This is a genomic window from Streptomyces sp. NPDC003077, from assembly GCF_040611095.1.
Taxonomy (GTDB): Bacteria; Actinomycetota; Actinomycetes; order Streptomycetales; family Streptomycetaceae; genus Streptomyces.
Map to the genome: position 1 here is coordinate 283,496 of NZ_JBEXNM010000002.1, position 20,967 is coordinate 304,462.

Genomic DNA, 20,967 nt, shown 5'->3' on the forward strand with positions numbered 1-20,967 from the left:
AGGATGCGTGCACTGCGCATGGCCGCGACCGGAGTTCTTGCGGGTTCCCTTCTGCTGGCGATTCCGGCAGCCGCCAATGCCGCGCCGGCCGCCACCGCCATGTCCGCGATGTCCGAGACCGCTCACGTGTGTGGCGGGCAGAAGAGGGCTTGGACGGACCACCGCGGCGATGCCGTCTATGAGGGCGTGGGGTCGATCAACGGCAGGAACTACGACCTGCGCGTCGTGTTCGACCGTGGTAAGGCAACGGCCTACCTCAAGGGACACACCACGGGCACCGCCGACCCCGAACTGATCATTTGGGAGCAGGCCGCCAGCCTGACCTGGGACGTGCGAGGCGTCCGCTGGACCCTTTGGCACCCCACCTGCAAGGCGGTCGGCAACCGGGACGTGCAGGCCGCGAACGCCACCTTCAAGGGCCGCCTCGGCACGGGCCAGGCTTCTCTCGTACGCACCGCCTGATCCCCTCACCCTCCGACCACGCTCGGCCGGTGGACATGACCAACTGGCCGAGGCGATGACTCCGCCCCTCCCCCCGTCCTTTCCTCCCGGGGGGAGGGGCGGACGCCCGTTTCGGCATCGGGCGTGCCGCATGCCGCATCGATTACTCGGCCGAGGCCGAGGCCGCCCCCGATACCGACGCTGACCCCGATTCCGACACCGATTCCGACACCGCTCCTGGGAGCGCGTCGAGCGCGAGCTGCGGCGCGTGGCCGTCCGCCAGGTGCGCTGCCGCCCCCGGGCCCGTCGGGTTTCGGGTCAGGTAGGCCTCGAAGAAGGTGGTCAGCACTCGCCGGACGACCGCGATTCCGTCACCTGATGGCAGGGTGCCGAAGGACTCCTCGGCGTCCGGATCGTCCGGGCCCCGCAGGCCCAGCGTCGCGGCCAGGGCGTCGAAGTCGGTGGCCGACCAGTGCCCGGCGCCGGGAACGGTGACGTGGTGACGCGGCCCGCGCAGCCGGGGCCACAGCCGGTCCCAGCCCGCCAGGACTTCCGGGTCCTCCGGATCGGGAGGAGTGAGCCCGCACAGGAGGAAGGGGAGCGCCAAGCCGGTGGTGAGGACCTCGCCGTACAGGGAACCGTCCAGCACGGCGGCGGCGGTCACGCGCGGGTCGAGCCGGGCCGTCTCCGCAGCCGCCGCCCCGCCCAGTGAGTGCCCGGCGACACCGATTCGCGCGGGATCGATCAGCTTGGGGGAGGGGGCGGTGGCTCCGTCCCCGGGGTTGGGCGACTGGTCCTCCCCGAATTGAGGCAGGTCGTCCCCGGAGCTGATCAGTCGGTTATCGAGACCGGTCAACCGGCTATCGAGACCGATCAGCCGGTCGTCCATATCGAGCAGCCGATCCAGGACGAAGCGCAGGTCGGCGACGCGGGTGGGGAGGTAGCGCGCCAGCAGGTCCGAGTCGTCGCCGTCCTGGAGGCCCTCCGGTTCGTGGTGGGCGACGAGGCGGCCGTCGGGGAACTCCACGCCCGCCGCGTCGTACGGATGGTCCACACTCACCACCACGAAACCGCGCGACGCCAGTTCCTCGGCCAACGCGGTCAGCCCCGTTCGGTACTCGTCCAGCCCATGGGACAGCAGCACCAACGGACGGGGCTCGCCGAGTACCGGTGGCGCGCTCTCATACGCGTGGACCCGCGTCCCGGCGAGGACGGCACTCGATTCCGGGCCGAACTCCTCCTCCTCGTCCGCCCAGGCGTCGAGCACCAGGGCCGCTACGGACGGCGAAAGATAGCGGGCCGGTGCGCCCACGGCGGCAGCCGCCGGGTACCAGATCTGGGCCATCAGTTCCCGGGGCCTGCCGTCCGTGGACCACGGGTCGGGGCGTGACGGGTGGGTGAGGTGGAACGCCCGGGTCCCGACGGGGTGCGGACCGCTGGGCGCCGGCAATAACGGGGGCAATAGCGGTGCGTGCGTGCCGGGATGTTCGACTGACACGGGGGCCGTTCCTTCCGACGTACGAGCTGCTGGCGAGCCGATCTAACCGCAGCTCCGCGCGGTGCGCAGCCGAGTTTCGCGGCGGGGCCGCGACACGCGACTGTGCGGCTGGGAACGGGGCGCCGGGCTGGTCCGTGGAGTGCCCTGGCCGGGGCGCCTCCGGGGGCGGAACTCGGGGCCGGGCCGGACCGCCGGACCGGATACTGCATGTCCCGTGAATGCTCGTGAATGCTCGTGAATGCTCGTGAGTGGCCGTGAATGGTTGTGAACGGGTGGGCAATGCCCCACGTAGGGCACACAGTTCCCATTGGGCATGGGAACCGTGAGTCCAGAGAATTAAGGGATTGAGATTGATTGATTGATGGCTTGCCCCTGACGTGACGAAGCGACGCCCCGGCCGCTCCTCTCCTCGATCCCGGTCCTGCCGTCCCGCCCGGGCGGAGGCGGGGACGCTCGGCACGCGGGACGGTCCGGCTGGCCGGAATGCGCCCCCCGCGCGGTGAATGAGCGCGGACGCTCGGCCGGAGCCGGGCTCGGGCGCGTGGGTCGCATAGCAACGTGGAAGCGTTGGAGCGCGGGAACACGGGCGGTAGAGGGGATACCGGTTGCCCGAGCGTACGGTCCTGTTGCTGTTTCCGGGACAGTTGTTGGCGATGAACGACGTGCCATTTAACTTCTCCAATGGCGCCGTGCACCCAGCGCTCCGCACACCTTTGTCCACCTTGTCCACCGGGCTGAGGGCGTTCCGCCCATTCCAGAATTCGACCTCTGCCGAAGCACTCCCCGAAGCAGTCCCCCGAAGCACTCTCCGAAGCGTTCTGCCGAAGCCGAGGTTCCGCGATTGGTTCCGCCGGTGCAATAGTCATCTGAGGAGCTGTTTGATGTCGACCGTCACCGCACCGAGGGCAGGTGCGCGCGAGTGGATCGGGCTCGCCGTTCTCACCTGTCCGGCCTTGCTGATCGGCCTGGACTTCACGGTGTTGCACCTGGTGATACCGCACCTCGCGGTGGAACTGCGGCCGAGCAGCGTCGAAATGCTGTGGATCGTGGACATCTACGGCTTCGTGATCGCGGGGATGCTCATCCCGATGGGCGCCCTCGGCGACCGCATCGGCCGGCGACGACTGCTGCTGATCGGCAGCGTGCTGTTCGCGCTGGCGTCCGTGGCGACGGCCTACGCCACCAATCCGGCCATGGTGATCGCGGCGCGGGCGCTGCTGGGCCTGACCGGCGCCACGCTGATGCCCGCCACCCTCGCGCTCGTCACCAACCTGTTCCGGGACGACACCCAGCGCCGCCTGGCGATCGCCGTGTGGAGCACCGCCTTGAGCATCGGCAACGCGGCCGGGCCGGTGGTCGGCGGGGCGATGCTGGAGCACTTCTGGTGGGGGTCGGTCTTCCTGCTCGCGCTGCCGGTGATGGCGGTGATGCTGGTGCTGACCCCGATGGTGGTGCCCGAGTACAAGGACGCGGAGGCCACCGGCCGGATCGACATGACCAGCGTCGGACTCCTCATGACCTCGCTGATCACGATCGTCTACGGCATCAAGGAGATCGCCAAGAGCGGCGTCGGCCTCGTGCCGCTGGCGGCGATCGCGGTGGGCATCGTCGTCGGCGTGATCTTCCTGCGCCGCCAGGGGAAGCTGCCGGACCCGCTGCTGGACCTGGCGCTGTTCGCCCGCCGCCGGTTCAGCGTCAACATCGGCGCCCAGTTGGTGTCGCTGTTCGCGCTGGGGGCCTTCCAGTTCTTCCTGATGCTGTACTTGCAGATGGTGCTGGGGCTGTCGCCGCTGAAGGCCGGGATGTGGACGCTGCCCGGCATGCTCGCGGGCGTGGTCGGGGCGCTGCTGGGCCCCGTCTTCACGCGGAAGTTCACCCCGTCCCAGGTCATCACCGGGGGCCTTGCCGTGGGGGCGGCCGGCCTCGGCTTCGCCATCTGGGCGGTGCAGGGCCTCGTCCCCGTCGTCATCGCCTTCGTGGTGACGAACCTGGCGATCAACGTCGTCTGGGCGCTCAGCTACGACCAGATCATGAGCGCCGCGCCACCGGAGCGGGCCGGTACCGCCTCCGGGGCCGCCGAGACCGGCAACGAACTCGGCATCGCGCTGGGCGTGGCGCTGTCGGGCAGCCTCGGCACCGCCGTCTACCACGCCACGGTCTCCGGCTCGCTGCCGGCCGGACTCTCCCCGCGCGACGCCGGCACCGCCGCCGACACCCTCGCCGGCGCCGTCTCCCTGGCCGAGCGACTCCCCGAGGAGGTCGCCACACGGGTGCTGGACGTCGCCCGGGACGCCTTCACCACCGGCATGCGATTCACCACCGCCATGCTGGCGCTGCTGATGGCCGGGATGGCCATCACCGTCGGCGTCCTGCTGCGCGGCCGGTCCGGGGACGGTGAACCCGCGGACGCCGGAGCCGAGGACGCCGCCCCTGCGAAGGGCGACGCCGCGAAGAGCGACACCGCCGCGCGGGGGGACACGGCGCCGGAACAGTCCGCCCGATGATCGTGGTGGTGGGCTGACAACCTGACGGCGGGTTGGGGGGGAGGGGGCGCCATCCGCTGGTGTCCTCCCGGGGGGCGCAAACGGCCCCTCACCAGCGACAACAGGTGGGGGTCTCAGCATGTCTCATATGCACATCGCTCACGCACCAAGTGCCTAGCCAAGATCACATCTCCGTCTTCAGTGGATGAGGAGTGGATTCGACACTGCGATCAGACATCTGCCTGCAGAATCACGTTCGCTGCGGTTGCCGCCAGCCTCGCCTGTGCCGTTTCGGGTAGGCCGAAGCGGTTCCAATGGAACAGAACGTGCGTGGCCAGAACACTCCGTAAGCCTCTGCTGAGCCGGCCGTCGTCGGCGAGGGTGCGCAGGGTTCTACCGGCCTGCTCGAATGCCGTGACCCATCCCGCGGCGAAGTGCAGTGAGCCGCCGGGGCGCAGGAGCGGGCCGTACGGTGCGACGTCCACCGTCAGCAGTCGGCACAGCGGACCGAGATTCGCGCGCCAGGGCTCCGGCAGCATCCGAGTAGCGGTCGGGCGGTTGTCGCTCACTCGGGCCCAGATGTCACCCTGCTCGTTCCACTCCTGCCCTGCGGCGCGCATCAGGAGGCCGCAGAGCAACACCGACAACTCACAACGTCCGGCGCTGAGAGCGCCTGGTCGTTGACCGACGTAGTCCAGGACATGGTCGCTGTCACGGTGGAAGAGCCGGTGGGCGGCCTCCATCGCTTCCCGGCCGCCGAAGGCGTGCTCTTCCGGCTCGTACAGAGTCCGCCACCAGCCGGTGATCTTTTTCTGGGCGAGCAGTTTGTCGAGCCGGCTCTCAATACATGAGCGCAGCTCGTGACGTGGTGAGCCGGGCGTTGGGTGCCAGCGGAGCCGCCAGTCGTGTTTGCGCACGAACCACCATGTGGTCAGCAGACCGGCGTCCTCCGCCCGGCGCAGTGCCGGGGCCAGGTGTTCCGCGGCGATCCGTTCGGCGGTGTGCCGGTCGGGAAATCGGATGCGGACCTGGTGCCAGCCCTCGTGTTCTGTCTGCCGGTCGATGGCCGCGGCTCCTGCCGTCCTGTATGTCTCGGTGGCGTCGGCGAGGACGGCTGGATGGAGGGCGTGTCGGGCGGCCACCGTCTCCAGAGAAGCACCGGCGAGGACGGCCAGGACCGCCTCTTCGAGAGAAGTCACTGGGCGGCCGTCTCTGTTCCGGAGGCGATCAGGAGGCAAGAGTCCCAAGCAGTGAGCGGGGCCCCGGTGGCTGTCGCACAGAGCGCGAGCGCTCGGCCTGCTTCGCCTTCGAGCAGCCCTCGTGTCCGGTCCCATCGAACGGCGGGGGCCTTCGGGGCGGAGAGGACCTTCGGGGCGGAGAGGCGGAGCAGCTTGTCCGATAGGGCAGGCAGGTGGTTCGCGAGGCCGGGGGTGATCGCTTCGGCGGCGATGTGGCGCACCGTGTGAAGGAGTCCGGCCGCCCCGTGGCAGAGGCCGGGATCGGTGATCTGGGCGAGCTGGGCCGGGTCGGTCAGGCAGCCGAGGACCGCCTGTTCCGCGGTGTGTTGACGGCTGCGGTCGCCGGTGGCCAGGGCCGCGAGTTGCAGGGCGCGGCCGATGCCGGGGGTGCCGTAGCACCAGGAGGGCCGTAGGGGGCGAGGCTGGTGGGTGCGGTTGCTGAGGTGTTCGGCGCGGGTGATCCATTGCGGCCACCAGGGGCCGGAGGGGTGATCTTGGCGCCAGGTGTCCAGCCAGGAGCAGATCCGGGTGATGCCTTCGGTGTGGCCGTCCACGGTGATTCCTTGGCGCAGGGCCAGGGACAGCAGGGCGAGCGGTCCGGTGATGCCGTGGGCCAGGCCCAGGTTGGCGTGGCCGCCGGGGAAGTGGTGGGAGCGTTCTCGGATGGGGGCGTGCTCGGTCCACCAGCCGGGCACCGTTCCGTCGCCGGTGGGCAGTGGCTGGGTGAGCCTGACCAGGTAGGACAGCACGCGCTGAAGCGGGTCTCCGTGCGGGTGCCGGAGCAGGTGGAGGGCTCCGAGTCCGGTGAGTCCCGTGATGACGTCGTATTCGGCGAAGGTGGGCAGGGCGCCGTGGCGGATGCGTTCGCAAGCTCGGTCGACGCGGCGATGGGTCAGCGTGGCGAGCTGCCGGTCCAGCGCGTGCGCCGCTCGTCGGCACATCCCGGGTCCGGCCGCGGCGGTGTGCGCGGCGAGCGCGAGGGCGGGGGCGCCGAAGAACAGCCCGGCACTGGCGCCGGTGGCCAGGTGCTCACGGGTCGCGCGGCGCAGCCAGACGTGGGCGGTGTGCCAGGGGCCGGCCCCCGCCACGGCGCGCTCGGCGTGCAGCAGGGCGATGCCGGGAGCGCCGACAGCCAGAGACTGTGACCACCCTTGGTAGTCGGACGGCCAGGTGTCGGGCGGTTCGGTCAGGCGATCAGCCACAGCATCGGCCTCCTGCCGGGCCCAGCCGGGATACGGGGGATTCATCGCGGGTTCCGTTCGGTTCGGGCGCGGTGGGCCAAAGCGGCGGCGCGGGCCAGCCTGAGGCACTGGTTCTCGGCGTCCGGGGCGGAGCCGGCCATACGGATGTGATGCAGGTGCAGCAGCGAGGACAGTACGGAGGGCGGGGCAGGAGGCCCCAAGGCGGCGAGGCGGTCGCGGTAGGCGGCCAGCGCGGCACGGCGCCGCTCCCACGCGGCGAGCACCCGAGCGCCCCCGGTCAGGGAGCGGAAAACGGCTAGGGCGCCTTGCGAATCAGTCAGAGCCAACACCTGCCGTCTCAGGGTGCGGTCCACGGCAGGTCCGGAGGCACCGATGTTGCCGATCAGCCAGTCGGTCCCCTGCTGCGGGCCGCCGGTGAAAGCGTGTGCGATATCCACCAGGCTCGCTGCCGTGACGGCTTGCGGACTCGGCGCCTGCGTTCCGCCGAGCGCCAGTTGTGCCACGGCCGTGGCGGAATCGGCCGCGAAGACCGTCTCCGCGGCGGCCATGGCGGGGTCCGCGCCGTAGCGGCCGGTCTCCGGGTAGTAGGTGTCGAGCTGTACGCGGCTGGTCAGCCCGGCGCGTCGAAGGCCGGCTGCCCAGGCGCCGACGCGTTGGGCCGCCCCGCCGTAGGCATGGGCACTCGGCAGGCGGACGCGCAGCCGCAGGTGGGGGTCGGGGTCTTGGTAGCGCACGAACCACCACTCGGGCTCGTCCCCGGGCCAGGTGGACAGCAGATCCGGAAGGCGGGTCACAAGCAGGGAGGTCTGCCGGTGCGGATGCCCGTAGATCTTCGCGTACAGCCACGGGGAGGCACCCGGCAGGTGTCCAGACGCACAGTCGGCGGAAATCGCAGTGCGTGGTGTGGATAGGGGCGGCCGGGTGGCGGCGAGCGGCAGCACGATTTCGTGGGCACGTCCGTCGAACCATCCGTACGCCGTGGGTTCGGGCGCCTCCTGGAGCGTCGCGTGCCCGGTCCGTCCCAGATGACCGCGCAGCAGGTGTAAGTGCGCTGGCTCAGTGAGATCGAGGTACAGGCGTCGGTCGTCGGCGCCACAGAACACCGTGTCCGGCACCCGCAGCCGGCGCCGTACTGCCGTCAGACCGTTCCGCCAGTGCAGCCAGGACGCGTCCGGGCCGGGCAGTGCGGCGGCCGACAGATGCCATCGAGCAGGGGCCAAGATGCTGCGGCCGACGCGGACCCGCGGCAAAAAGGGCAGCTCGGCCGCGGCTCCCCAGGAGAACGGCAGGGCCGCGGTGTGTGCCGTGGCGATCTCGGACAGGAATCGGGCGAGGGGATGGGAACGGTTGACGAACTCGACCGCGTTGACCGTCCTCGGCTCCACGGGACGCCCGTCGCAGAGGGAGACCAGACGCAGCCGCCGGGCGTCGGCGCTCACCGCCAGCTCTTCCACGGCGATGGGGACGGGGCACGCGCCGCCGACGGGGTGTTCGGCCAAGGACACCACGCGCGGAAGGACTGCCGGGGCGTGGGCGATGGTCTCGGTGTCCGCGTACAGCGGCGGGCAGGAGACCTGGACCGGAAGCGCGTCGGCTTCGGCGGTGGGCAGTCGGCGGTAGGCCGCGGCCATACGGTCCCGGTCACGGGCGTCGAAGAGGTGGAGGAAGCGGCCGGCCATGGTGCCCGCCGCGCGGGAGACGCTGACGACGGCAAGCGTGAACCGCCCGCTCACCAGGTCGTCCCGGGTGCCGGAGTGCAGGTGGAAGGTGAGTTCGGTGTGGGGCGGCGGTTGCGCCTGCGCGCTCTCCGGTTCCGCCAGCGCCTCGATCGCCTGGTCGTCGAGGAGCACTTCCCGCGCGCCGTTGAGGGCTGCCTGCTGTGCGAGGGGCAACAGGCGGGTATCCCGCTGGGTCAAGGACGGCGGCGGCTTCCCCAGAAGCGCGTCACGGAACCCTGCCGGATAACCCAGCCCTCGGTCCGCGTCCACCAGCTGGAGCAAGGGAACGCGAGCGCCAGGGCCGTACCGTTCAAGAAACCGCTGGTGGTAGTCACGCCATGACCGGGGCCCGTGCGGCTGCGCCGTGAGCCGGGCCAGCGCGGCCACGGCCCGCTCCGCCTCGCGTGCCACCACGGACGGCAGGACCAGAACGCAGTCGCCGCGCAGATCGATCGCCAGTGGCCGGTCCGTTACCTCGCACAAGGCGGTCATCCGCCGGGCCAGCTCCGCCGTGGCAGCCCGACGGTCGGCACCGGGACGGGCCCGCTGGTACTGGATGAGGCGGTCACGGACCGCGCGCAGCTCCTGAACCGTGGGGGCCACCTCGGCGAGGTCGTCGGCCCCCACGGCGACCAACTGGGTCATGACGTGGTGCAGCGCGTCGGTGACCGTCGTGGGAGGGCGCAGACCGGTGATCAGCACCCCATGGGTGACCAGCTCGCCGATCACCCGCTCAATCACCGCCAAACACCCCGCAGAGGGGCGCCGGTCGGCGACCTTGTCGGCAAGGTCACCGACCGTCAAGGGAGAACGCGCGGCCTGACGGACCGCTTCGACCTCCGCGGTCCGTCGCACCGCCACCTCCCCCGGCTCTTTGTGGCCTGCGAGGACATACGACCGCCGACAGGGAACCACCAGCCGATCACCGCGCACGAAGCACAGGTTGTTCAGCACCACCGGCAGCCGACGCAGCAGTTCCGGACACGCCTCCAGCCGCGTGATCACCTCCGACAGCCAGGCACCGTCCGGGCGGGCCACCGCCCGGTGTTCCGTTCCCCAGCACCCGGCCGGTACGGGCCCGAAACGTACGGGTGCGACACCGGCGAACAGGCCGAACGGCGTGGCCCGATGCCGCATACGCAGCACGTATCGCAGAAGGGACTCCGCGGCTCGCCGCACCTGGCGCGGCGCGACCAGCCGGCCGTCACACACGGCCCGGACTTGGTCGGCCAGGGCGGGGCTGGCCACCTCGATGGCCTCGGCTGTCTCCGGCCGGGCCCAAACGGCGCCCAGCCAGCGCCGCCACTGGTCGACGCCCGCGGTGGGCTCCAAAAAGAAGTCCGGCCAGGGAGGCAGCGGCGGTTCGTCGTGGGCCCAGGAGGCGGCTCGGAGCATGGCCGCATCAACACTTTCGTACACCTGCTGCTCCCGAAGGACGGGGAAGAAGAAGTGCTGGGTGCCGGGGCCCGGACGGGCCCCGGCGGGTGGGACCGGACGGGTCAGGGAGCCACGCACGTGCTGTTGGCGCACGCGCTCTCGCAGGTCTGGCCGCAGTCGTCGTCCGTGTTGCGCATCAGTCCGGCGACGGCCGGGACCGATTCGGTGAAGGTGACATCGAGGACGAAGTCCTCGTCGTCCATTGCGACGGGGATTGCTTGGAGTGCCGGCATGGTGATCCCTTCTCGTGGAGTTCCAGGGCACCTGGCCTCGGCCGCGAGCGGTCAGGGCCAGGAGATCGACACCTTCGTGCGTCCTTTGTCCAGCACGCGGCCGAAGGGAAGCTGTTGGTGGGGAGTGTCTGCCGGAAGCACCTCGAAACGAGGGCCGGGCCCACCACGCTGACGTTCGTCCCAGTCCCGGATCTGCCTCACCAGCCGGTCCGCGACCGCCTCGGCCTGCGGGCCGTGGGCATAGGCACCCAACTCGTACCGGTCCTTCTCACCAGTGGAACGCACGGTCCGGTAGGCGAAGCTGCCGCTGCCGTGGTCGAGCAGGGTGGGGACGCCCATCGGCGAAGCCGACTTCACCAGCCCTGCCTCGCGGGCAGCCGGCCCGGCGGCGAGCAGCGCGAAGTCCCGCAGCACGGTGGCCAGCCAGAGGTCCAGGTCATCGAAGGGCTCCATGCCACCCACCGTCACTCCCGACCACGCTGTCGCCGGTGGGCGACGCAGAGCGGCCCCCAGCCGCTCGGCATCCACGGACTGCTCGTCATCCAGCCGCAGCCCCACCTCCCGGCCTTCTTCCTCATGCAGGATGGCCAGGCGTTCCCGTCGCTCCCCCGCCCCTTGCATCGGCACGAACCCGCACAGCTCGTACGAGCGGCTGACCAGGCGCTCGTCCTCGCGCTCCAGCGCGACCGACCGGGTCAGCCCTCGCATGCGAAGGGGGACGACGATGCGGCCCCCCTCGGCCAACTGCTCGACCCACGCAGGGGAGATCGCCCACGCTCCGGCAGTGACGAGGATGCGGTCGTACGGGGCCTGCTTGGGCTCCCCTTCCTCACCATCCGCCCGCATCACCCGCACGCGCTCGTACCCGGCCGCCGTCAGGCACCGGCGGGCCCGCTCGACCACCTCCGGGTCGATGTCGATGGTGGTGACCTCGCCGGAGGGGCCGACGAGCTCCCAGATCAGCGCCGCGTTGTAGCCACCGGATCCGATCTCCAGCACGCGCATCCCCGGGCGGATCGCGGCCTGCTCCAGCATGAACGCCTGGACGCGGACGGCACTGACCGAACTGATCGACACACCCGTTGCGTCTCGCTTGGTGACCACGGCCCGCTGCGCGGCGAACGCCTCGCTGAGCGGCACCTCGGGAACGAACAGGTGCCGGGGGACGGCCCTGATGGCTCGTTCCACCTCTGAGGTGCGCAGTGCCCGCAGGTCACGCAGTTCCCTGACAAGGGAATCGCGCAACTCCTCGATGTCCGCCGGCGGGTGTTCCGTGGTGTCGTTCATATTCGTCCTTTCGGGAGCTACTCGGTGGTGACGGTCTCGTTGGGGCGCACTGCGGGAGAAATACGCGCGGAGGTGAACGGGTACGCGGAAGTGCCATTCGTACGCCGCCGTGCCAACCGGCTGGGAAAGGCGAACGCCACGGGCAACGTCCCTTCCTCTTTCGCTGTCACCGGCACACCCTCATAACGGCCTACGCGACGTTGGTGGGCACGAGGCCATCTCTGTGGCGACATCACACGACCAGAGATCTTTCGTCAGTGGACGCTGGCACCCGGTGCCGTCAGGGAAAGAGGGGTTGTCTCGCGCTGAGGACCGTGCTGCCTGTCCGACGCCCCTGGCGAACGGGGCTTCTGGCAGGGACTGGGGTGCCGGCCCAGCGGGTGCCGGCCCAGCCATGGGCCCCGCGCCGAGGCGCCAGGGCCGGAAAGGGTGGCTCCGCGCCTCCTCCCCCGACTCAGTGCGGGAGGAGAGGCTGTGGCGGCAACGCCCTGTGGTTGCGTGACAGCACAAGGGCGCTGCCGCCCATGCCGCGCGGCCCAAGGTGCACGGGAAACACCCGGGCCTTCGCGACATCCGCGTGACGCAGTGACTCCGCGCCCGCAGATATATCCGGTGAGCCGCTGGTCTGTGCAGCGCGTGCCCACTGACGCCGCAAGCACGCGCCGATCCGCAAGGCCGCGCCCGAGCGGTTCCCCACACCTTGAAACACAAGTTGAAACACGAGCCACCGCCCGTGCGCGACCTCCTGCGGAACGGGGCCCTGCGTTGGGCGGCGCAGCTTCGCCACCGTATGCCGTGAGGCACAGACTGCCCTCGCAAGAAACGAGCCCGTTGGGCATGACTATCGCTCTCCCCCTTGGCCATGGGGCAGGCCCTGCTGGAGCTCGGCAGGTGGCAGCCCATTGATGATCACCTCGACAGCGGCTTTGCTCACCAGGCCCGGGACCAGCCCGCAAAACTGGGAAAGCTCATCGCAGGATGCCCAGCGGTAGGCCGTCACTCCGCGGTGCGCGCTCACCGTCGAGGCGGGGATGAACCCGCAGTCATAGACGAGGTCCAGCCGGGCGTATTGGCGGTGCTTCCACTCGATGGGATTCCAGTTCAGCGCGACGAGACGCCGTGCCACGACTTCCGGCGGGCACAGTCGCACTTCCCGCTGCACGCAACGATGGAGGGCGGTCCGAGGCGACTCGTTCTCCACTGCGACGCCACCAGGCAACCGGTATCTGGCGGCGCCGACCGAGCGCACCAGAAGCACGCGCTGTTTTTCGTCACGCAGCACACCGAAACTGCTGCGGAATTCACGGTGAGGATCCTCGGGATACGGATTGGCGTACACCACGGGTGCTCCGGGATGATCTCCAGGGCCTGCGCAGATGGAATACGACGGTGACACCGCCGCAGCCGGGCGGCCGGGATAGAGCGGCAAGCCAGAAGCGAGCTCGGCAATGCGATGTCCCCGGTGCGCGACCGTCAAGGCCGCCTGGACCCGGTTGTGCACGTCTTCACGACAGCACCACCGAAGTTGTGCCGCAGTCGCCCATCGGTGTTCCACCACCGGCTGGGCACCCGGCTGAGTACGAAGAGGGATGATGTCCGATGCAGCCGCAGGCGGAATACAGTCGTAGATGTACAGGTCGTGGGCGGGCCTCTCCGGCCCTGGGCTGGACCAGTCCTTGCTGATCAGTTTCCGCGGCAGGACAGACAGACCCGTCTGCTGGAACACCGTGCGCACCATCGCCGTCCAGTCGGGTTCGCCCTCTCCTGCCTCGCCACCCGGCAGGTCAAAGTGCTCGCTGTCAGCAGTGCGCACCACTAGGAAACGCGGCTCGCCTCCGGCCTGCAGGGGAACAAGACCATAGGCGAATCGCCGGTGGGCGAGTGTTCGACCTGCGTGGTCACGGCCATCGGGCGTTTCGGGCGGGCACTCGACGTGGTCGTCCATGGACTGCCGTTTCTGTGCTGCTGGTGGTTGCAGTGATCGACGGGGTGGCGGGCGGCGGACCTGAGGAGGGCCTTGCCGCGAAGTCAAGAGCGCAGAAGCTGCGATCCGAGCCGGCCGGCCCGTCCGAGGTATGCCCATCACCGACCGCCCAAGGGCCGCAACGACCTCTTGTGCGCATGGTGACGAGCCACACCGTCGCCTTATCGAGCGGCCAGAGTGCACCAAGTGGTCGTTCCGTTGTCACTGACGCCCCATTCCTTGGCCAGGGTTTGCACCAGGAAGAGACCGCGGCCGTGCTCTTGGTAGGGACCAGCCGTTTGGGTACGCGGCTTTTCGGTGGAACCATCGGTGATCGCAATGCGCACCTGTCCTCGTGCATGGGACATGGCAAGGCCGATGCTGCACCCCGCACCATGCTGGACGGCGTTGGTTCCCAGCTCGCTGATCAGAACTTTGGTGGTGTCCACCAGTTCCGGCAACCCCCAGCGCGCCAACTGCCCGGCACCGAAGTCCCGCATTTCTTTGACGCTGCACGCCGTACGGGCGAACGAAGCCAGCGCGGCCGGCATGTTGGCGTGCACCCGGAGAAGAGTCGCTGTTCCGTCTCGCCCTACGACGGCGGCAGCAGGCAGGCGAATGGGTTGCCACACATCCGCTCGGCACCCATCGCTTGGCGTATCAGGACGTTTCGGCAGCATTGGCGTTTCCGATCGTCGGTGGGGACGCGCTCAGCAGGTGACTCCCTGGGAGCGCTGCCGGACCACGATCGCGAGTCGGTTGGTCGCGCTCAACCATCGCTTCCGATGAAAACAACGGAAGCGATGGTCTTCTCGCTGCGATGACCATCGCTTCCATCGGATACTGGGCGCGCATCCAAAGGTCGGCGAGGGAGACGCCGGAATGGAAGTACTGCGGGCAAAGGAACACGGGCCATCGTGCGCGCGCCGCATTCGCGGACATGCGTCCGAACAGGGCCTGGGTTTCAAGCAAACAGCATGGGAGATCCAGCGGTGTTGCGGCGTGACAGCGCTGCGGTCCTTCCGGTTGGCCCGGGGTCTCACGTTGAACGAAGCCGGAGCGGAATTGCGCACGCTCGGTTCTCAGGGCGACGCCGGCGGAGCACAGGCGTACGCGAACCAGCTCCGTCTGTGGGAAACCCCCGGCGGGCGCCGCCCACGCGCCGAGACGATCAGCCTGCTGTGCCGCTTCTACGCGTGCACTCCAGCGGAGCTCGGACTCCTCGAATACCACGAGGAAGAAGAACGTCCGCACCCGCCGGAGCGCAGCACCGTCCAGGGATGCACGGCCACCGCGCAGAACGGTCTGCTGGCACACGTCGACGCCGCCCGTCGGTCGGTGGACCGCACGCTCGCGGCAGGCAGCGTGAGCGCCGGCCAGATGGACCTGCTGGAGGAGCGCATGCTCATGGCGCGCCGGGCATACGTCTACACGCCTCCGGCACCGATGCTGAACGACCTGCTGGCGGACTTGAAGGAAGTCGAGCAACTGACTCGGGAACAGCAACCGACGTCCATACAAGTCCGGCTCACCGAGACCACGGCAGTCCTGACCACGCTGATCGCCGACGCCTTGATGAAGCTCGGACACACCCATCAGGCGTGGGCATGGTACGGAACCGCGCGACACGCCGCCGACGAAAGCGGCAACCGCGACCTTCGAGCCCGGGTGAGGGTGCAGGCAGCCATGCTGCCGTACTACTTCGGCCCCCTGGAGCAGGCGATCGCACTCGCTCGTGAGGCCCGGGTCATGTGCCGCGGCCGGCCGTCCGCCACCGCAGCTTTCGCCGCCGTGGCGGAAGCACGTGCCCTGGCCCAGCACCACCAGGTGGCCGCGGCCGACGCACGTGTCCGCGAAGCGCGCCAGCTCTTCGACCAGGTACCGGCCGCGTCCGTCCAAGACGATGCCTTCGCCTTCCCCGAACGCCGCTTCCTGCTCTACCTGAGCGGGACGTACACAGCGATGGGACACGGCACGAAAGCACGCCGAGCTCAGGAGGAGGCACTGGCCCTCTACCCCAAGCAGACCGGCATCGATCCCGCCCTGCTGCGCCTGGAAGCCGCCATCTGCCTGGCCCACGATCGCAGCCCCACCGAGGCGTGCCAGCTCGCCACGGCGACCTACCTGCAAATCCCGGAGGATCACCGCACGCCGATCATCGGAGCCCGAGCCCGTCGTGTACTCGAAGAGCTGCCCGGAGGCACCGGGCGAGCCCCGGCCGTGAAGGAACTCAAGGAACTGTTGGAGCTACCTTCCGGCGCCAAGTGACATCTGCACCACCCGTGAGTCAGCCTGGACGACATGACCTCTCAGGTGCCCGCCTACGGCGGTTACGACCAAGCCGAAATGCTGCACATTCTGCGACAAGCGTGTGCCACTGCCGGCTTGGACAGTACCGGCGCCCAGCTCCTCCGTGGCCATACCAATGCCGTCGTACGGCTGGCCACCAGCCCAGTCGTCGTCAAGATTGCCCGCCGCGGCTCACACCCCTCCGATGTCGAACGCACCGTGCGGTTCGTCCGCTGGCTGATGGAACAGAATTTCCCGACGGCACCGCTGCATCCGGTCGAGCAACCCGTACTGGTCGGTCAGCACGCGGTGACCTTCTGGACCTACCTTCCCCAGCCCTCCCATCCGGTGGCAGCCCAGCAGCTGGCGAAACCGCTGTACGCCCTGCACTCCCTTCCCACACCGCCTGTCGCGCTGCCCTCCCTCGACCCGGTCGGGGCCATCCGTTCGTCCCTCACTAAGATCACCGACCTTCCCGGGCCCGCCACCCGGTTTCTCTCCCAGCGGCTGGACCGGTTGGTGGGACAGTTGGCCGAAGTTCGGTTTCCCTCACCGGAAACGGTCGTCCAGGGAGATCCTCAACACCGCAACGCACTGCACGACGGACACGACGCGGTGCTGTGCGACTGGGACACCGTCGCTTTGGGCCACCGGGAGTGGGACCTGGTGACCATCGAAATCCACTGTCGTCGCTTCGGTTACAGTGCCGCCCACTATCGCGCATTCGCCGAGACCTACGGGTACGACATAACGAGGTGGGCAGGTTATCCGGTCCTCCGGGACCTTCGGGAACTTCGGATGATCACCACTAACGCCCGAAAAATCCGCTACGCCCCTGACAGCCGTGTCGAGGTGGAGCGCCGCATCGATGGTCTTCAGTGTGAAGACACACAACTCTGCTGGCACATTTTGTAATGAGCATCGATTAGCCGCCGTGCGCACCCGAAGCCATCGCCTACGACTGACTCAAAAGGTTTGTCATCGAAAAACCGGACCCAGAGTTCCGACGGATTTGTGCCGGGCGAGATCGATTCTATCGGCGACTATCGATGAGTCCGCTATGAGGGCCGCCCCCTCACCAGATAAAACATACCTTTCCCAGGCGTGGCGGTGCTGCGGATGGCCGCTGACTTGGACGCGCCGAAAAGGGGCGCGAGCTGGCGCAGGGTGAGGTGCGTGCACCAGTACGCGGCGATCAGCAGCACCCGGTCCTCCATCGGCAGACTCCACGGCCGACCCTTGCGCACCGGATCGGCGCCTTCACGCCGCAGCGCGGTGATCAGCCTGCCGGACTGCCAAGGACTCAGTCCGGTGAACGGGGCTCTCCAGGACGGTTCCGATGCCGTGATCAGACCAGTCACGACAACATCATTCACCCGTGACCAGCAGTTACGTGACAGCCTTTAGCCACCTCAGCAAGAACGCCCCACCTTGAACCGCAACGGAATGACCAGCCCTCGCTCGGGACTCCCGCCCGCGTCCGTCTGCCGGTAGGCGGACGCGGGGAGCCCCCCGAGGGACCCCGGGTCCGCCCCGGCCTCCGGCCATCCACCGGGCGCCCGGCGGCTTCCCGGCCCGGGCCCCGGCCCACGCGATCGCCGACGCGCAGTGGCTCCAGACGGAGGCGTACCGACACGGTCGGAGTGGCGGTCGGCCATATGGGGGCTTGGGGCATGAGGAGGAAGAGTAGCGAGCGCGTGCATCCCTCATCCCTCCCTTACACGGTCGGCTCCGGCGTACGCGGTTGAGGGGTCCCCGCGCCCGGCGCTCGCGGCTTCGCGCGGCGCTCGGCGTCGGCGGTGCGCTGGGTATGCACCGGTGCCTCCCGTACGCGCCCTGTGGTGAGCGCTACGGTCACTCCAGGAGGTACGCCATGTTCTTCGAAACACGTGAGACCCGTTCGGAGTCGGCCCCGGGCCGGTACTACATCGTCCACACCCCGGACGGCCACCTCGCCCATATCGAGCGCGAGGGGCAGCAGGTCGCCGCGTTCTTCGACAACAAGGCGGCGGCCGACGCCCACACCCGGCGCCTCAACGAGGAGGAGTACGGGCACCTGCGCAAGAGCACGCCGTGACCTGCGCCGACTGCGGGAACCCGATGCGGGTGGAAGGCGGGCACTGGCACTGCCCGCACTGTGGCGCCGCCGGACCTCCGTACCGCTGAGCCGACTTCGACCGAACAGCTGAACGACTCCATGCGCCGGCACCGTCTGTCTGATGGTGCCGGCGCATGGATGTCTTCGGGCGTGTACGGACGGATGTCTTCGGACGGATGTCTTCGGACGGGCGTCTTCGGACGGGCGTCTGCGCTCCGGCGGAGTGGTTCACGTCCCCGGCCGTGAGCCGACCTCGGCTTGGAGGAGGCGCGGGGAGGGCGCGAAGCCGTGGCGGGTGTAGGCCGGGACGGCCCGGGTGCTGGAGTGAACCGTGACGCGTTCGAGGCCGAGGTCCCGCGCGAGTCGGAGGACCGCGTCGATGAGCCGCCCGCCGAGTCCGGTGTCGCGTTCGTCCGGCACGACGTACACGCACTGCACGTCACCCGCCGCCCGCTCCGGGGCACGCGGGCTCGGCACGCGCTGGGTGATCGCCAGCCAGGCCATGCCGATGACGGCGTCATCGCGGACGAGGACCAGGCAACGGTGCGAGGACGCGTGCTCCCCCGCCCACGCCACGAGACGGCGTACGAACTCCGCGCGGGTGGTCACGGGCGTCCCCTCGTTCTCCAGCACCCATTGCCATCGGAGCTCGGCGACGGCGCGCAGTTCGTGGGGGCGGGCGGGGCGGATGGTGGGGGTGGTGTTCACTTCGTCATGGTCGGCGTGCGGTGATGCCGGGGCAATGATCCCGTCGGCCGTTTCCGGGGATCTGGTGGGCGCGTACGGCCTGATTGCGGCCGTCCTGCCGCCTCATCGCCGTCCACGTGGCCGACAATCGAGCCACGAGCGACAAGAGTGAGCTGAAGGTCGAGGGCAACTGGTCCGAACTCGTCAGGTAGGTATCGCCTGGCTCGACCGCTTGCCGCCGACGAGGGCTTGGGCCTTACGCCCTGGCGTCGGCGGGTGAGCAGGCGACCGGGGCGGGGCAGCGGGCGGAATCCCAAGGGCCAAAGCTCACAACGGTCCGTTCCTCCACCCCCGAAAGGCCACCGACATGCGCGCGCGAGGCATCAACTACGACACCGGCTTTCTTCCCGAGGCGGAAATCTCCCGGACGGTATTCGACCCCGAGGTGGTCCGGCGCGAGATGGCGGTGATCGCCGGTGAGCTGCACTGCGACGCCGTACGCGTCTCCGGTGGCCGTCCCGGACGGCTGGCCACCGCTGCCCGGTGCGCGGCGGAAGCCGGCCTGGAAGTCTGGTTCGCGCCCTTCCCCGTCGATCTGTCCCCGGAGGAGCTGCTGCCGTTCTTCGCCGACTGCGCGCAACGGGCCGAAGCCATACGACAGGGCGGCGCCGAGGTGGTGCTCGTCGTCGGGTGTGAGATCAGTGCTTTCTGCCACGGTTTCATTCCGGGTGAACGCTATGGGGACCGCCTTCGCGCCATGTCCGCCGGGGATGCGGAGTGGTGGACCTCCCTCGGGCCGGTGCAGAAGCGGCTCAGCGCTTTCCTCTCCGAGGCCGTCGCGATCGTGCGCGGTCGCTTCGGTGGGCGGGTGACCTACGCCGCCGGGCCCTGGGAGTTCGTCGACTGGACACCGTTCGACATCGTCGGTGTCGACGCGTACCGGTCGGCCTACAACGCCGACACCTTCCGTGACGAACTGCGCGGGCACCTCGCCCATGGCAAGCCGGTCGCGGTGACCGAGTTCGGCACCTGCGCCTACCGGGGAGCGGGCGAGCGAGGCGGGGCGGCCTGGCAGCCGCCATCCGGGGCGGTGCGGGACGAGGGCGAGCAGGTGCGCTACTTCACCGAACTGCTGGACATCTTCGAGGAGGAGGGGATCGACACCGCCCTGTGGTTCACCTTCGCCGGTTACCGGAAGCTCGGGGAGGACGACCTCTCGTCGTACGGCGTCGTCCGGATGCTCGACGAGACCCGGTGGGAGCGGAAGGAGGTCTTCGATGTGATGGCCGAGCGGTATGGCCGGTATCGGCGGGGGTGAGGGGGTCCTACCTCTTTCGCCGCTGGTGCCGTGTGGTTGCCGGTGATGGGTGCTGGGGTGGGGGCGGGGTCACCAGACCGGGCGCAGGGGTGGGAGGTGTCCGTCGGTCAGGGCGCGGATGAAGCGGGCCAGTTCGTTTCGCAGGACGGACAGGTCGCCCTGATCGGCTCGGTGCGCCGCCTCGGATTCCAGGTCGTGCAGGATGCGGCCGGCCACGGCCAGGTGCCGGTGTGCCGCCTCGGTGAGGACGACGAGCTTGCGGCGCCCGCCGGCCGGGTGGGCCTCGCGGCGGACGTAGCCCCGTTTCTCCAGGTCGTCGACGATCTGTCCGGCGGCCTGCTTCGTCACGCCCAGCTTCTCGGCGAGTTCGCTGCTGGTGGCGCCCGGCCCGTACAGGATCTGGAAGGCCATGCCGTGTACGGGCCGCAGGTCCGGGTAGCCGGCCTCGGCCACGCGGTGGGTGAACTCCGAGAGCAGGAGCTGGAAGGCCATACCGAGCAGGAAGGTCAGTTCGACGTCGGGGAGCTGGTCGTCGCTGTGCACGGGGTCCATCGTGTCATATGCGAGTCAAGTGTCTTTACTCGTTGTGAGTAAAGCTGTTTTACTTGGCTGTCGCACGTGTCGCACGTGTCGCACGTGTCGTACGTGTCGTCGCGTCACACCCACAGGACCCGAACACAGGAGGCAGCTCATGCACGTCATCACGCCCTCGTCAGACCTGGTCACCGCCACGCCCGCCGCCGTCATGACCGGGCTCGCCGCGCCCAGCCGGGGGAGCGCCGAACTGAGCACCTGGCAGGTGCGGATGGAGCCGGGTAGCGCCGGTCCGGAGCACGTCGTCGACCGCGAGCAGGTCTGGATGCCGACGCGCGGCTCGGTCGAGGTCACCGCGGGCGGCCGGACGGAGCGGGTGGCCGCGGGCCAGGCCCTCGTCCTCCCCGCCGGCGTCGTGCGGCAACTCCGGGCGGCGGAGGAGCCGTTCGAGGCGCTGGTCGCGATGCCCGCGGCGGGACGGGCCTCCGTGCCGGGCACGGAGGGGACTCGCTCGTTGCCGTGGGCGGAGTGACGGGGAGGG

The 20,967-nt window shown here is 69.4% G+C and carries 17 protein-coding genes and 1 pseudogene; 7 read left to right on the plus strand and 11 right to left on the minus strand.

The features are described from left to right. Positions 1-3: 3 nt before the first annotated feature. Positions 4-462 carry a hypothetical protein gene (locus ABZX96_RS02610; protein ID WP_355536575.1) on the plus strand — a complete coding sequence of 153 codons (459 nt, stop codon included), beginning with the start codon at positions 4-6 and terminating at the stop codon, positions 460-462. 142 nt (positions 463-604) lie between these two features. Here ABZX96_RS02610 and ABZX96_RS02615 read toward each other — a convergent pair whose 3' ends face one another. Further along, positions 605-1,939 carry a lipase gene (locus ABZX96_RS02615; RefSeq protein ID WP_355536578.1) on the minus strand — a complete coding sequence of 445 codons (1,335 nt, stop codon included), beginning with the start codon at positions 1,937-1,939 and terminating at the stop codon, positions 605-607. Between the two features lie 881 nt (positions 1,940-2,820). Here ABZX96_RS02615 and ABZX96_RS02620 point away from each other — a divergent pair. Further along, a complete protein-coding gene (locus ABZX96_RS02620) occupies positions 2,821-4,443 on the plus strand; it encodes an MFS transporter (RefSeq protein ID WP_355536581.1) in 1,623 nt (540 codons plus the stop codon). Positions 4,444-4,652: 209 nt separating this feature from the next. Here the strand turns inward: ABZX96_RS02620 and ABZX96_RS02625 are convergent, their stop codons facing one another. The 7 genes from ABZX96_RS02625 to ABZX96_RS02655 form a co-directional block, all read right to left on the minus strand. Then, complete coding sequence (locus ABZX96_RS02625) at positions 4,653-5,621, minus strand: thiopeptide-type bacteriocin biosynthesis protein (protein WP_355536584.1); 969 nt, start codon at positions 5,619-5,621, stop codon at positions 4,653-4,655. After that, the gene (locus ABZX96_RS02630) at positions 5,618-6,862 is read right to left on the minus strand and encodes a lanthionine synthetase C family protein (RefSeq protein ID WP_355536587.1); all 1,245 of its coding nucleotides are present in this window, start codon (positions 6,860-6,862) and stop codon (positions 5,618-5,620) included. Before ABZX96_RS02630 ends, ABZX96_RS02625 begins: the two co-directional genes overlap by 4 nt. Before the next feature lie 41 nt (positions 6,863-6,903). Then, complete coding sequence (locus tag ABZX96_RS02635) at positions 6,904-9,975, minus strand: lantibiotic dehydratase (RefSeq protein ID WP_355536590.1); 3,072 nt, start codon at positions 9,973-9,975, stop codon at positions 6,904-6,906. A gap of 104 nt (positions 9,976-10,079) precedes the next feature. Further along, the gene (locus tag ABZX96_RS02640; protein ID WP_355536593.1) at positions 10,080-10,220 is read right to left on the minus strand and encodes an FxLD family lanthipeptide; all 141 of its coding nucleotides are present in this window, start codon (positions 10,218-10,220) and stop codon (positions 10,080-10,082) included. A gap of 81 nt (positions 10,221-10,301) precedes the next feature. Then, positions 10,302-11,537 carry a methyltransferase, FxLD system gene (gene fxlM, locus ABZX96_RS02645; RefSeq protein WP_355536596.1) on the minus strand — a complete coding sequence of 412 codons (1,236 nt, stop codon included), beginning with the start codon at positions 11,535-11,537 and terminating at the stop codon, positions 10,302-10,304. An 841-nt stretch (positions 11,538-12,378) separates the two neighbouring features. Beyond that, positions 12,379-13,482 (minus strand): NUDIX domain-containing protein, encoded by a 1,104-nt coding sequence (locus ABZX96_RS02650; protein WP_355536599.1) that lies wholly within the window; start codon positions 13,480-13,482, stop codon positions 12,379-12,381. 200 nt (positions 13,483-13,682) lie between these two features. Then, positions 13,683-14,063, minus strand: coding sequence for an ATP-binding protein (locus tag ABZX96_RS02655; RefSeq protein ID WP_355536602.1), 381 nt, complete (start codon positions 14,061-14,063; stop codon positions 13,683-13,685). A gap of 319 nt (positions 14,064-14,382) precedes the next feature. Here ABZX96_RS02655 and ABZX96_RS02660 point away from each other — a divergent pair, with 319 nt between their 5' ends. Both ABZX96_RS02660 and ABZX96_RS02665 read left to right on the plus strand, forming a co-directional pair. Next, positions 14,383-15,768 (plus strand): XRE family transcriptional regulator, encoded by a 1,386-nt coding sequence (locus ABZX96_RS02660; protein ID WP_355536605.1) that lies wholly within the window; start codon positions 14,383-14,385, stop codon positions 15,766-15,768. A gap of 33 nt (positions 15,769-15,801) precedes the next feature. Further along, on the plus strand, positions 15,802-16,704 hold the full coding sequence (locus tag ABZX96_RS02665) for a phosphotransferase (RefSeq protein WP_355536608.1): 903 nt from the start codon (positions 15,802-15,804) through the stop codon (positions 16,702-16,704). Between the two features lie 206 nt (positions 16,705-16,910). Here the strand turns inward: ABZX96_RS02665 and ABZX96_RS02670 are convergent. Next, a pseudogene (locus ABZX96_RS02670) lies at positions 16,911-17,150 on the minus strand (transposase family protein); the annotation flags it as partial. A 512-nt stretch (positions 17,151-17,662) separates the two neighbouring features. Between ABZX96_RS02670 and ABZX96_RS02675 the strand changes: the two are divergent. Next, the gene (locus tag ABZX96_RS02675; protein WP_355536611.1) at positions 17,663-17,866 is read left to right on the plus strand and encodes a hypothetical protein; all 204 of its coding nucleotides are present in this window, start codon (positions 17,663-17,665) and stop codon (positions 17,864-17,866) included. Between the two features lie 249 nt (positions 17,867-18,115). On the opposite strand, the gene ABZX96_RS02680 is transcribed toward ABZX96_RS02675, so the two are convergent. Continuing rightward, the gene (locus ABZX96_RS02680) at positions 18,116-18,595 is read right to left on the minus strand and encodes a GNAT family N-acetyltransferase (protein WP_355536614.1); all 480 of its coding nucleotides are present in this window, start codon (positions 18,593-18,595) and stop codon (positions 18,116-18,118) included. A 346-nt stretch (positions 18,596-18,941) separates the two neighbouring features. On the opposite strand from ABZX96_RS02680, the gene ABZX96_RS02685 reads away from it, so the two are divergent. Next, complete coding sequence (locus tag ABZX96_RS02685; protein WP_355536617.1) at positions 18,942-19,892, plus strand: hypothetical protein; 951 nt, start codon at positions 18,942-18,944, stop codon at positions 19,890-19,892. Between the two features lie 69 nt (positions 19,893-19,961). Here the strand turns inward: ABZX96_RS02685 and ABZX96_RS02690 are convergent, their stop codons facing one another. Then, positions 19,962-20,444, minus strand: a complete 483-nt coding sequence (locus tag ABZX96_RS02690; RefSeq protein WP_355536620.1) for a MarR family transcriptional regulator — start codon at positions 20,442-20,444, stop codon at positions 19,962-19,964. Between the two features lie 139 nt (positions 20,445-20,583). Between ABZX96_RS02690 and ABZX96_RS02695 the strand changes: the two genes are divergently transcribed. Continuing rightward, positions 20,584-20,958, plus strand: a complete 375-nt coding sequence (locus ABZX96_RS02695; RefSeq protein WP_355536623.1) for a cupin domain-containing protein — start codon at positions 20,584-20,586, stop codon at positions 20,956-20,958. The last annotated feature ends 9 nt before the right edge of the window (positions 20,959-20,967 follow it).

Excerpts from the sequence above, each read along its gene's own strand:
- ABZX96_RS02610 (WP_355536575.1), top strand. The coding sequence starts at position 4 with ATGCGTGCACTGCGCATGGCCGCGACCGGAGTTCTTGCGGGTTCCCTT.
- ABZX96_RS02620 (WP_355536581.1), top strand. The coding sequence starts at position 2,821 with ATGTCGACCGTCACCGCACCGAGGGCAGGTGCGCGCGAGTGGATCGGG.
- ABZX96_RS02635 (WP_355536590.1), bottom strand. The coding sequence starts at position 9,975 with ATGCTCCGAGCCGCCTCCTGGGCCCACGACGAACCGCCGCTGCCTCCC.
- ABZX96_RS02640 (WP_355536593.1), bottom strand. The coding sequence starts at position 10,220 with ATGGACGACGAGGACTTCGTCCTCGATGTCACCTTCACCGAATCGGTC.
- fxlM (WP_355536596.1), bottom strand. The coding sequence starts at position 11,537 with ATGAACGACACCACGGAACACCCGCCGGCGGACATCGAGGAGTTGCGC.
- ABZX96_RS02650 (WP_355536599.1), bottom strand. The coding sequence starts at position 13,482 with ATGGACGACCACGTCGAGTGCCCGCCCGAAACGCCCGATGGCCGTGAC.
- ABZX96_RS02660 (WP_355536605.1), top strand. The coding sequence starts at position 14,383 with ATGGAAGTACTGCGGGCAAAGGAACACGGGCCATCGTGCGCGCGCCGC.
- ABZX96_RS02665 (WP_355536608.1), top strand. The coding sequence starts at position 15,802 with ATGACCTCTCAGGTGCCCGCCTACGGCGGTTACGACCAAGCCGAAATG.
- ABZX96_RS02675 (WP_355536611.1), top strand. The coding sequence starts at position 17,663 with ATGTTCTTCGAAACACGTGAGACCCGTTCGGAGTCGGCCCCGGGCCGG.
- ABZX96_RS02685 (WP_355536617.1), top strand. The coding sequence starts at position 18,942 with ATGCGCGCGCGAGGCATCAACTACGACACCGGCTTTCTTCCCGAGGCG.
- ABZX96_RS02690 (WP_355536620.1), bottom strand. The coding sequence starts at position 20,444 with ATGGACCCCGTGCACAGCGACGACCAGCTCCCCGACGTCGAACTGACC.
- ABZX96_RS02695 (WP_355536623.1), top strand. The coding sequence starts at position 20,584 with ATGCACGTCATCACGCCCTCGTCAGACCTGGTCACCGCCACGCCCGCC.